General features: G+C 42.9%; 9 protein-coding genes. 3 read left to right on the top strand and 6 right to left on the bottom strand.

Translation table 11 applies throughout. The features are described from left to right. Nucleotides 1-267: 267 nt before the first annotated feature. Entirely contained in the window at nt 268-1593 is a 1326-nt protein-coding gene (locus QUF61_RS15265) for an ArsB/NhaD family transporter (RefSeq protein WP_103921283.1), read from the bottom strand. Between the two features lie 343 nt (nt 1594-1936). On the opposite strand from QUF61_RS15265, the gene QUF61_RS15260 reads away from it, so the two are divergent. The 3 genes from QUF61_RS15260 to ruvA are packed head-to-tail and all read left to right on the top strand — an operon-like array spanning nt 1937 to nt 3357. Beyond that, nucleotides 1937-2179, top strand: a complete 243-nt coding sequence (locus QUF61_RS15260) for a hypothetical protein (RefSeq protein WP_289682483.1) — start codon at nt 1937-1939, stop codon at nt 2177-2179. A 48-nt stretch (nt 2180-2227) separates the two neighbouring features. Then, nucleotides 2228-2734 carry a crossover junction endodeoxyribonuclease RuvC gene (gene ruvC, locus QUF61_RS15255; RefSeq protein WP_289682481.1) on the top strand — a complete coding sequence of 169 codons (507 nt, stop codon included), beginning with the start codon at nt 2228-2230 and terminating at the stop codon, nt 2732-2734. Further along, nucleotides 2731-3357 (top strand): Holliday junction branch migration protein RuvA, encoded by a 627-nt coding sequence (gene ruvA, locus QUF61_RS15250; protein WP_289682480.1) that lies wholly within the window; start codon nt 2731-2733, stop codon nt 3355-3357. The genes ruvC and ruvA overlap by 4 nt, the downstream gene beginning before the upstream one ends. An 8-nt stretch (nt 3358-3365) precedes the next feature. Here the strand turns inward: ruvA and QUF61_RS15245 are convergent, their stop codons facing one another. From QUF61_RS15245 to QUF61_RS15225, 5 genes are all read right to left on the bottom strand, one after another. Then, the gene (locus QUF61_RS15245; protein WP_289682479.1) at nt 3366-4106 is read right to left on the bottom strand and encodes a response regulator; all 741 of its coding nucleotides are present in this window, start codon (nt 4104-4106) and stop codon (nt 3366-3368) included. Continuing rightward, complete coding sequence (locus QUF61_RS15240) at nt 4099-5913, bottom strand: sensor histidine kinase (RefSeq protein ID WP_289682478.1); 1815 nt, start codon at nt 5911-5913, stop codon at nt 4099-4101. Before QUF61_RS15240 ends, QUF61_RS15245 begins: the two co-directional genes overlap by 8 nt. A gap of 51 nt (nt 5914-5964) precedes the next feature. Continuing rightward, nucleotides 5965-7047, bottom strand: coding sequence for a tRNA 2-thiouridine(34) synthase MnmA (gene mnmA / locus QUF61_RS15235; protein ID WP_289682477.1), 1083 nt, complete (start codon nt 7045-7047; stop codon nt 5965-5967). Nucleotides 7048-7200: 153 nt separating this feature from the next. Then, a complete protein-coding gene (locus QUF61_RS15230; protein ID WP_289682475.1) occupies nt 7201-7647 on the bottom strand; it encodes an NUDIX hydrolase in 447 nt (148 codons plus the stop codon). Nucleotides 7648-7727: 80 nt separating this feature from the next. Then, the gene (locus QUF61_RS15225; protein ID WP_289682474.1) at nt 7728-11921 is read right to left on the bottom strand and encodes a beta strand repeat-containing protein; all 4194 of its coding nucleotides are present in this window, start codon (nt 11919-11921) and stop codon (nt 7728-7730) included. Nucleotides 11922-12148 lie beyond the last annotated feature (227 nt).

Here is a 12148-nt window from a genome sequence, read left to right as displayed (position 1 = left end):
ACACCTTTGTTTTGCTGTCTCTGTAAGAGAGAGGCGCATTATACAGACCCCTTTCTCGTTGTCAACTGCTTTTTTATTTTAATTCAAAACTAAAATTCAAAAACTGTTTTCAACCTCTCTTAAAACAATCCCGCAATTCAATCTGCTTTCGCTGCTTGTTTTGCGTTCTCTGTAAGAGAGGGGCGCATTATACAGGCCTGCCAAACACCGTCAAGCCTTTTTTATGATTTTTTTTCAAATACTTTTCATTAAAAGGCTACAAGGGGGCTACAAAACACTCATGTAGTTGATAAGTAAGCTAAAAATAATGCTGCTGACTATCAGACTGAAAAAAGTTGTCGGCAGTGCTTTTTTCAACCACAGCAGTGGTGTAATGCGTGCAGCCTCAATGCCACTGCGCTCTGCTTCGGCAACACAAATAATGTTGGCTGTTGCACCAATATGCGTACCATTCCCCCCCAAACCAGAACCTAAGGCCAAGGCCCACCATAATGGCAGAATATTAACCCCGTAACTTTCAAGACTGAGAATAATAGGAATCATCGTCACGGTAAACGGAATATTATCGACAATTGCACTGACTAATGCCGCCCCCCACATCAATGCAATACAGGTTAATAATAAGTCTTCTGGATTTTTTGCCAGTTCAGCCAATTGCAAACCTATCAGATGCAATAAGCCAGAAGCTTCCAAACCACCCACAATCACAAAAAGCCCGGCAAAAAAGAATAATACCGACCATTCCACCTCACCAAACAAGGCTTCCGGCCTTGGGCGTATTAAAGGCATCGCGATGACGACACCAATAAGTGCAACAAACGCGGGATAAAGATGTAAATGATGATGAATAAAAAATAAGACGATTACCACCGCCAAAGCAAATAAGACATAAAATAAATGCCTGGGATTATTAATCGCATTATTTTGATCCAAATGCAATTCTTCAAACTGCTGACTGCGCAACTCCTTACGAAAAGTAAACAGTAACACCAAAATACTACTCAGCCAGGTCAAAAATACAATCGGCCCCATATGCCACACAAAATCCGTAAAACCAATTTTTGCAGCACTACCAATCATCAAGTTGGGTGGATCACCAATCAGCGTAGCAATACCGCCAATATTCGACATAATTGCTTCAGCCACCAGATAAGGCATGGGATTAATATGCACTAAACGGGTAATCAAAACTGTCAGCGGCGCAAAAATCAATATGGTGGTGACATTATCCAGAAACATACTAATAATACTGACAGTCAGGCTCAGATATACCATTAACTTAACTGAACTGCCTACCGCCAGACGCACAATTTTAATCCCGATATACTCAAACCCCCCGGTCGGTTTAAGCATGGTAATCAACATCATCATACTGGCCAACAAGATTAAAGTATTGGCATCAATCGCTTTAAGCGCGGTTTCCTGATCATAAAAACCAAAATATTCGCCCACAGCAACCATCACCACAGCACCCAGTAGTGCCGAGGTGGTACGATGAAAAACCTCGCTAAAAACAATAATATAGGCAGAAATAAAAACCAGAGAAGCAATCGCCATGCTTGCGGTAAAGGTAAGATGCTGGGTCGCTTCCATAAATACTTCCCCCGGTTTATATATAGTAACTTGTCATAAAAAATACTTTTATAGCATATACTAAGGAGTGAGAATTTTATAACTTCAGCAACTTGGCTGGTCTTTTTCTCCATTTCCTGCGTTCTGAAAACAGTTACATAGCTTGCTATGCGCCTGTTTTCACACCTTGAAAATGCATAAAAATCCTGCGCCCAGTTCCTGCACTTATTTCATCCTCACTCCTAAGGCTATATTTTACTTCTATTATTAAAAATAAAAATACATTTAACAATGCTTGACAGTTGTTGGCTGCATACCGAAAATAAGAGCTCTTGTTAAGACCGCAAACAGAGGAGGCGACACCATGGAAATTCTGCATAAAAACGTAGTGGTTCCAGAAAATCATACGCTATCACTCACCCTGCCCAAAAATATTCCGCCGGGTGATGCGGAATTAATACTCATCATCCGCAGTGAAAGCTCATTATTATCTTCGGAAGAGACGGGGTTAAATAACAGTACTGCCACCTTAAAAGACGCGGCAATTTCCAAACTGGCTGATTTAATACAGACAGCAGAAGATTCTGAGCCAGCAAACTCGGAATAAAACCAGGCTTTGTCCCACATGCCTGATATTCACATACGATAAAAACCCATGATACGATTATTAGGCATAGATCCAGGTTCCAGACTCACAGGTTTTGGCATTATTGAAACACAAAATCAACAGAGTCAGAGCTTACATTATATTACCAGTGGCTGTATCCGCACTGGCAATGGCACGATGCCAGAACGTTTACAAGCGATATTTTCCGGACTGGACAGCCTGATTCAATTACATAAACCGGATATGGTTGCCATTGAACAGGTTTTTATGCACCGTAATGCTGATTCGGCACTTAAGCTTGGACAGGCGCGTGGTGCGGCGATTGTTGCCGCAGTCAACCAACAGTTAGCGGTTGCAGAATACAGCCCTACCGCGATTAAACAAGCAGTGGTAGGCCATGGTCATGCGGATAAAACCCAGGTGCAACATATGGTGAAAACCTTATTAGGACTCAGCGCCAGCCCACAAGCCGACGCAGCTGATGCACTCGCTGTTGCCATTTGCCATGTACATACCACTTTCTCCCCTTATTACCAGAAAAAGTATTTAAAATGATAGGACGATTACGCGGTACTTTGCAGGAAAAACAGCCACCCTGGCTGGTTATTGACGTACAAGGCGTTGGCTATGAAGTCGAAGCACCCATGTCTACGTTTTACAAACTGCCAGACATTGGCACAGAAATTCATTTATTCACCCACCTGACCGTACGTGAAGATGCCCACCTACTCTATGCCTTTGACAGCGAAAATGAACGCAGATTCTTCCGCGCCCTGCTCAAAGTCAATGGCGTTGGCCCTAAATTAGCCCTTGGCATACTCTCCGGCATTGAAGTTGAAAGCTTTATTATCTGTATCAATGAGCAAGATACTGCCCGTCTCACTCGTCTGCCCGGTGTTGGTAAAAAAACTGCCGAACGCTTAATTGTGGAAATGCGTGACCGCTTGAAAGAATGGGGCCAGGAAACAACAACCAACGGGCAAAGCAATGCTGAGCTATCAAACACCTCTGGCAAACCTATTGCCATCAATAACCCCAAAGAAGATGCCATCAGTGCCCTGATCGCACTGGGTTACAACCCTAAAGAAGCAGGCCGCCTGGTTAATGCCGTGGATGAAAAAGGTGACAGCAGTGAAGTATTAATTCGCAAAGCATTACAGGCAGCATTGGGAGCATAGGCTTGCATTTACGCAGGTAACAAACAAGCACTGAATTGATTGGCCTGCTGTTTTGCAGCAAGAGGCAAAACCAGCAATTTAAAATGTCCTGACTGTGCTTTTTGATTAGTTAATTTCAATAATACTGAAAAGCTATGACGATACCGGAGACAATGCTGCCATTGCTGGCGTACTTGAGTTTGTCGTGCAGTTGGAATGGTATCCAACCAATACTGCTGATCCAACCAATGCAGCCAATGTACATTGGCTGTTATAATTTTCCCCTGGGCATCCATCTGACAAGCCGCTACTGACAGGCCGCCACTACATAAAGCAACAACCTCACTGCATTGCCTTAAGTAGTGCCAGCTTTTTTGGTAGTAGCGCGCTTGCAAGTGTATTTGTATTTTTTGTAAAACCTGCTCACGTTGCAAAGGCTTGGCAATATAATCACAGCCCCCTGCCTTAAATCCCTGGGCTAAATCTTCAGTTTCGGTCAAAGCACTGATAAAAATAACTGGAATATCGCGTGTTGCCGCCTGTGCCTTAAGACGACGACAGACTTCAATGCCATCAACCGGCTCCATCATAATATCCAACAGCAAGATATCAGGTTGCAACTTACTGGCTAAGGACAAGGCTTTTTCACCATCAACGGCAAAAGATAAGGAATAGTTTTCTGGCTCCAGATACAATCGTAAAATATCCAGATTAGAAAGTACATCATCAATAATTAATATTTTTGCACCACCTAATTCAGGTTCAGACATTTTTAGGCCTATCCTTAAGCTGTACTAAGATATTAACAATACTATCCATATCATAGTCCTTCAAATATTGATGTAATACTTCAGCCAGTGCTTGTTGTACAACATCGCCACTTTGCAACGGTTCCAGCAACTTTTGTAACTGCGTATACTGCGCCAGTTCAGCAGCATCTTGCAGTGCTTGAAACTGCCAATCAGATAATTGTAAATCTTTGAATAATAGGGATGTATTACTGCCTTGACTCACTTTATCCATCATCACTTCTAAGGCAACTTCAGACTCAATAGTTTCTTCCCTGGAAACATTTTCAGTGTTTAATGGCAAATAAACAAATACCCTGCTGCCCTTTCCTATAGCAGAAATGATACGTAACTGCCCCTGCATTAATCCAATATAACGTTTACAAGTTGACAAACCCAAATCAATTTCAGCTTCTGCCTGACTCTGTTCAGCATTATTTTTATTTTCATCAAATAAGCGTGTCAATACAGTGTTTGCGATACCCTTGCCAGTATCAATTACTTCAAACTGACAAGCAGAATCTTTAATTTGAACATTTAACCGCACCTGACCTTTTTCAGTAAATTTAACTGCATTTTCCAGTAAATGCACTAATATATAACGCAACTTTTCCAGATCACCCAGGTAGCATGATGAGACGTTACCCGTTCTCTCTAGTTGCCATTGTAGTTTTTTTTGCTGACAACGCATTGTAAACATACTTTCCAAACTAATCAGCAAGTCATTAAGATTAAAAATACGCTCATTCAGTTTTCTTTTATTGGCTTCCGCTTTCGATAAATTCAGGGTTTCTTTGATTAGGCCTAATAAGTGATAACTACTGTTGGCAATCGCTTGTATTTGCGCTTGTTGTTGCGTACCTAAGTTTTTATCCTGCTGTAATAATTGTACATAACCTAAAACTGCATTCATGGGTGTACGAATTTCATGCAGCATATTGGCAATAAAACGAGCTTTCTCCTGATTTGCAGTGATTGCCTGCTCTTTTTCGGCTTGTAATTGCGTCATGCGCTCCTGTACAGACTGTTTTATTTCCTTCTGTTTCTGGATTAATGCCTGGTAACGTAAATTATTTTTTTTCAGAATTTGTTTAATCGGCTTTACAAGTGGTTTTAGCAAGCCATGTGACGGCAATACCGATGTTGTGGTTTGGTTCAAGTTTCTGGATAACAAATACAATTGCTCATGAAACACTTGAATCTGTACCTGTATTTTTCTCTGCAATGAATATAATAACTGTAGCAAACTTAAACCTAACAATAAAATCACACTAACAAGCCAAACAATCTCAATGAGATGCTCATGGTATATATGATGAGTATCCGCATGCAAATAAACCCAACCAATAAAACGTTTTTCAGGATAAAACAAGGGTTGAAAAAGCGAAACCTGGTTTCCATCCCAGATAAACTGCGCCTTACTCAGTATTTCGCTATCAGATGTCGTAATAGCCTGCCTGGAAACTCGCGCATAAGCATCGTGAATACCCATCCATTTTGGTGGATTTTGTGAAGTACTGTCGTAATATGCCAGAAAATCACCATCAGCAGAAAACATAGCCGCCTGTAAAATATAAGGCCATTGGTTGAATTTTGACAAGCTATCAGAAACACCGCGTTGATCATGATTGACCAGTGGGATATCGGTATAAATGCCCACAAATTGTGCAAGACTTCCAATTTCCTGTTCAAGCCATTGCTGACGGCATCGAATCAGAATTAAGGACTCCAAAAGAATTGCAGCTATCATCACCACTACAAAAAAGATAAAATGTCTTTTTTGCAACAATTGACTTTTAACCTGGATGTTTTTCATAGTATAAAATGAGACATTTCCAGCTTAGCAAAAAGTCTCAATAATAGCGCCACCCAAACAGACCTCATTATGATAAAACACAATGGACTGCCCCGGCGTTATCGCACGTTGTGCCTGCTCAAATTCCACCTGAATATTTTCTCCATCAATAGGGTTCACAATGCAATTTTGATCACCTTGTCGATAACGTGTTTTTGCAGTGCATTGTAAAGGGTAGCTCGGTGATTCTCCTGCAATCCAGTGAACCTCACTGGCTTGCAGTTGCTGATTGAATAATAAGGGATGGTCATGACCTTGGGCAACGATGAGTTGATTATTATCCAGATCTTTGGCAACAACATACCAAGGCTCCCCACTTCCCTGCTTTACCCCCCCAATGTTCAAACCCTGACGTTGACCTAAGGTGTAATACATCAAACCATCGTGCCGCCCCATCACCTGACCATCAGCCGAAACTATCTTTCCAGGGTTAGCAGGTAAATATTGACTGAGAAAATCCTTAAAACGCCGTTCACCGATAAAACAAATACCGGTGCTGTCTTTTTTACGATGTGTAATCAAACCCGCTTGCGCTGCCATTTTTCTAACTTCGGGCTTTTCCAGATGACCGATGGGAAAACGACTGGGCTGTAATTGCTTTTGTTCCAGCATGTAAAGAAAATAACTTTGATCTTTATTTTTATCCAGCCCTCGTAATAATTGCCATTTTCCATCTTGCTGACGATTCGCCACATAATGTCCGGTTGCAATCAAGCCCGCGCCCAGTTTACGGGCATGTTCCAGAAAAACCTTAAATTTAATCTCCCGATTACATAAAACATCGGGATTAGGTGTACGCCCGGCTTGGTATTCCGCCAGAAAATGGGTGAAAACATTATCCCAATATTCCGCAGAAAAATTAACCGTATGCAGTGGAATAGCCAATTTATCACACACGGCTTGAGCATCGCTTAAATCTTCAGCCGCGCTGCAATACTCCGGATTATCATCCTCTTCCCAGTTTTTCATGAACAAGCCATGAACCTCATAACCCTGTTGCTGAAGCAACAAAGCTGCTACAGAAGAATCCACGCCACCCGACATACCGATCATGATTTTTTCTGACATAAGCTATTTTCCTACACCTTTATATATTAATCTGCATTCGATATAAGGTTTTTTATCCGAATAGGCTTAAATTCAATATGCACTATCAAGAACCTGGCGTGAGACAAAAGCAGTTTTTTGCGTGATTAGTGCAAAAATAAGCTTGTATCGAACTCAGCTTATATTACAGATTAAATCCAGAGGATAACGTTGCCCCGCCAGATAATCATCAATACAACGTATCACCATAGGGCTGCGCCAGTGCTTTTGCCGTGCCATTAATGCACTGCGATTAAGCCAATGTGTGCAAACGATGTCTTTATCCAGTTGATAGGATGGATCATGATCCTGATGAACACCAGCAAAACAAAAACGCACATAAGCAATCCCATTTTGCCCTGTGTATTGATAGATACCAATTAAAAACTGTGGCTCAAAACACCAGCCAGTTTCTTCTTTGACTTCTCGAATCACCGCCTGTTGCAGTGACTCTCCTGGCTCCAGATGGCCTGCGGGTTGATTGAGCACATGTTGACCACTATTCAGGCACTCTTCCACGCATAAAAAATGTTGATCGGCTTCAATGATAGCAGCAACGGTGATATGAGGATAAGTATTCATAATGTCATCATATAGTTGATAAAAAAGGGCAGATGATTCATGCATCTGCCCTTTTATGAAATTATATCTGACTTAGGTAATTAGTCAGGATTAGTACAATCATTCTGCACCTTACCAAAGGGAGAACCGCCATCTCTGCTTGGAGGAGAGTTACTCACTGCAAAGTCAGAAGCAATCCCGCCAGGTGTAAATTTGACGATAGCACTACTTTCTGTACCAGATACTACAGTGCGAGCAATCAAATTAACTTCTACCCAGTTGGCATATTCCTGTGCATAAGTAATATTAAAAGTCGCCATCCCATTCGCATCGGTTGTGACCGTATCCGGTAACAGGAATGGGTTACCGGGATCGAGTCTACTATTATTATTGATATCTTCACCAGAGTCGAGAATACCATTATTATTGATATCTTCACTCAAACAAGACGTAGGAGAAAGACCATCGGGTGGCTCATAAAGCCCTGTTGGCACCCAATACTCTCCTGTGATATCTAAAACATACCACCCCTTAGCATAATATAAAGGAATAATACTTAAGTTGACCTCCCTATCAGCCATTGCTGCACCATTGGCATCATTCACAAAAACGGTATAAGGGCGTTCATAACTGGTTGTTGTATGCTCAGTATGCTCACGCATCTCATTACCCGTACCCAGAGAAATAAATACACTGCGTTTCCCCACGGTCACTTTAATCGTATCTTGCGCAGAACTATTATTCACATTAGCTGTAATTTCCACACCTTCAAAAGCGCTCGGTATTCCGCCGGCAATATAAGAAGCAGTCACCCGCCCAAATTGATCGGTTACAGCAACAGGTGGTGACATATACCCCCCTGTATTGTCATTTACCGTAAAACTGACTGTAGCATTTGCGACCACGCTGTTCTCTGCATTACGCACAATGCCAATAATTTCCATGCTTTCACTTTCAGAACCGGGGGAGTTTGTGCTAATGGTACTTGGATTGGCCTGTAAACTAATCTTGTCCGGATTTTCTGCAACAAAATTAAGCGCAAATTCCATACTTGGGCCATTCACTGCATTCACTGTAATGGCAGCATGTCCCGGGTTATCAGAGCAAACAGTGAAATTCCCTCCTCCCAGTGGCGTTAAAACGACTTCTTGTGTTGAGCGCCAATCGGCTTGAGAAGTATCACAAGCATTCGGATCATTAGGGTCTCCTCCAGATTTTTTCACCAGACCGCGTGTTGTAGAAATTACAACTGTTCCCAAAGCACCCTGCGGCCAATCAATTGTAAATATTGCCGGCTTGCTCAAAGTAATCAGGTTGGCATCTGTATTGGCATCCAGGGTGACAGAAAACTCATCCGTAGAAATATCCACTGATTTGCTTGCATTGGCATTAATGCCTGCAACCGTCAGGGTTTCCGTAGTATCTGTTTGTGCTGGTGGTACCGTTAAAATAACAGTAGCCTTACCGGTGGAATCAGTATTAACTGATGTCTGATCCAAACTGTTGCTAGAACCTGATTTTAAGGCAATAGTCAATGTTTTATCTGCAATACCCTGTCCATTGGCATTTGAAAGGGTCAATGTATAAGCATTATTTGTATCCTGCCCAATGTTTTCAGGGCCATCTATAGTGATTTGAGTCCCCACCACTTTAATATCTACAATATCACATAAGGGGTGACTATCCTTATCAGCGGCAGTACAAGCGGCTTCACCATCAACAACAGCCATGACTTGAATATCACGGTTTGCAGGATCGCCTCCGGTTGTCAAACGTGCTTTGACCAAACCAGTGGCATTACTCACCCCGGCAGTATCTCCATCGCTGGCAGGGATGGGTTGAATCACACCGGAACTGGCGCTGAAATTTACTATTTGATTTGGAAACGGATTATTCCCCCCGGTTTTCAGTTGCACAGTTAGAACAACGCCTTCAGCGGTATTATCAGATTGCAGTTCAACACTATCGGCCAACAGGATTAATTGTGCTGGGCGATCAGTTGTGGCCTCACTAAAGGTCACTTCTTTAACCTCATCATCATCTGTGTTATTACCCTTAGCTGTGATTAAAATGGTTCCCGGCGTTGTGCTGGTGAGATAAGCGGTAAATACACCATTATCATTAGTAAGGTCTGAAGAAGGGCCATCAAAAACAAACAAGGGCGGGGTTTCATTGGCTTTTTCCTGAATCTCAAAACTTGCTGTCACACCCGGTAAACGGATACCGTTTTCACCAAAAGTCACCACATGCAGCGCAATCTTATCTGTTCCATTTGCCTGGGCATTATTATTTTCAATATCCAGACGTATATCTGTTGGTTCAGCACCCGAGTTGTCCTGTGCTGGCGTAAACTCAATTTTGATTAAATGCGTATTACCAGGATTAGTAAAATTATCGGTAAATGCACCAATGGTAACGAGTTCAATCTGGGTATTACTCAACGTGGTCTGAAATGCACCATTTTCTCCGGTTGTACCAGTTGAAGTACCAAGCAAGGCCGTACCCGAAGTAGAGGTTAAATAAATATTCACATCCTTGATTGGGGTGTTGTTCGCATTTCTTGCAATCGCCGTGAGATTAACAGAAGATGAACCATCCGCAACCTGAGTGAGGGTGTCGGCACTAATCTCTATACTGCTGACCGGTGACACTTCACCACCGATAGCAATAAAGTTGATAGTTTGCGCCTGATTTGTATACAAAATCCCACCCACAATCGGCGTTACAGTATAGCTACCTGCTTGAGCACTGGTTAACTGCGAAGTAAAACGTCCGCCCGTAGTCGTACCCGTCTCTGAATTCATGGTTAAATCTGGACTGGAAATTTTAAAGGCCACATCGGCATCTGTTACCGCAATCCCTTCACTGTTTAAGGCTTCCACAGTTAATATAGCGGCATCTTTACCATTGGCATAACTATTATTGCCTGCCAGCGTTGTACGTATGCTGGAAACCGTGGCATTGGTGCTGTCATTACGAAATTGCACAGTGGTTTGTGCAGAAAGATTCGGCGCGGTTACGGTAATTGTGACATTTTCTTCCACTGTATTGCTGATGGAAGTTTCAAACTTGGCTTCAGAACCGGTTGTACCCACCACATTGGCTAATACCGCTGTACTCGAACTACTGCTCAGGCTGATACCAACATCAGAAAGTGGTGCACCTGTACTATCACGCGCCACCACAATCAACTGAATCCCCGTTGAACCATCTGCCGCCGCCGGACTGTTAGCCACAACCAAATCCAGCGTAACCGTGCTGTCATTACGAAATTGCACAGTGGTTTGTGCAGAAAGATTCGGCGCGGTTACGGTAATTGTGACATTTTCTTCCACTGTATTGCTGATGGAAGTTTCAAACTTGGCTTCAGAACCGGTTGTACCCACCACATTGGCTAATACCGCTGTACTCGAACTACTGCTCAGGCTGACACTAACATCAGAAAGTGGTGCACCTGTACTATCACGCGCAATCACAATCAACTGAATCTCCGTTGAACCATCTGCCGCCGCCGGACTGTTAGCCACAATCAAGTCCAGCGTAACTGGCGGGATGCTGCCACTGCTTGGACTTGGAACAAACGTGGGAGTTAATGCTGGTTCTACGCGATAACCACCAATAATCGGGGTAATTTCCGTTGCATCATAAGGTACTGTATTCGTAATACCGACAACAAACAAACCATTTTGATCGGTTTCTGTCACCTGACTAACAGGGATTGCAAAGGAGCCAGGAGAAAATGAAAGTGAAGAAGGAATAGCCACTAAAGGCGCACCGGAAGCATCCTGAGCCCGTACCTGCACGGTTACTTCAGACTGACCATCAGCAACCTGCCCATTATTGACCAGATTAGCACTCACTACAGCACCAAAAAAGATGGAACCTTTCACGCCGACAGTACCGGAAGATACCACCGTGGCAACAGTTAAAATGGCTTCGCCATCGCCCGTTCTATTCACTTTGACTATCGCTTCACCATTAAGTCCCGTGACTGGATTAGCATTATCAACCGTCCCTACACCCGTCACTGAAGCTGCCAGTGTAACATTAGGTACCGGGCCACCACCCTCATCCAGCGTCACAATCGCAATTTCGGTACTGTCTACGCCAGGAGGCAGGATAAATGTACCTCTGGCTTCGACTGTCGCAGTCTCCCGGGTATCAGTGCCACCGGCAACTGGCAAGCCAGTCGTAGTATCACCTTCGGTTGCCGGTGTAAATGCCCCGCCCCCGCTACAGCCAGCCATAGCTGCAAACAGCAGCACCAATAGCCAGTTACGTGCAATGCTATACATGCATAGTTCCTCTTTCTATTTACTAAATTCAACACAAGTGTTATTCATCTGCTACGCATCTGAAAACTGCTCACATCTCATGTTATGTGTTTTGATACAATTAAAAATTACTTATGACAGATGCTTTAGGAGTAAGGATGAAATAAATGCAGAAACTGGGCACAGGATTTTTATTCATTTTCAAGGCGTGAAAACAGGCGCATAGCAAGCTATGTAACTATTTTCAC

It is taken from the genome of Candidatus Venteria ishoeyi (assembly GCF_030378065.1).
Taxonomy (GTDB): Bacteria; Pseudomonadota; Gammaproteobacteria; order Beggiatoales; family Beggiatoaceae; genus Venteria; species Venteria ishoeyi.
This window is presented reverse-complemented; position numbering and strand designations above follow the sequence as displayed.

What these genes read in the sequence shown, in the direction of transcription:
- ruvA (WP_289682480.1), top strand. Translation starts at nt 2,731, where the DNA reads ATGATAGGACGATTACGCGGTACTTTGCAGGAAAAACAGCCACCCTGG.
- QUF61_RS15245 (WP_289682479.1), bottom strand. Translation starts at nt 4,106, where the DNA reads ATGTCTGAACCTGAATTAGGTGGTGCAAAAATATTAATTATTGATGAT.
- mnmA (WP_289682477.1), bottom strand. Translation starts at nt 7,047, where the DNA reads ATGTCAGAAAAAATCATGATCGGTATGTCGGGTGGCGTGGATTCTTCT.
- QUF61_RS15265 (WP_103921283.1), bottom strand. Translation starts at nt 1,593, where the DNA reads ATGGAAGCGACCCAGCATCTTACCTTTACCGCAAGCATGGCGATTGCT.
- QUF61_RS15230 (WP_289682475.1), bottom strand. Translation starts at nt 7,647, where the DNA reads ATGAATACTTATCCTCATATCACCGTTGCTGCTATCATTGAAGCCGAT.
- QUF61_RS15260 (WP_289682483.1), top strand. Translation starts at nt 1,937, where the DNA reads ATGGAAATTCTGCATAAAAACGTAGTGGTTCCAGAAAATCATACGCTA.
- ruvC (WP_289682481.1), top strand. Translation starts at nt 2,228, where the DNA reads ATGATACGATTATTAGGCATAGATCCAGGTTCCAGACTCACAGGTTTT.
- QUF61_RS15225 (WP_289682474.1), bottom strand. Translation starts at nt 11,921, where the DNA reads ATGTATAGCATTGCACGTAACTGGCTATTGGTGCTGCTGTTTGCAGCT.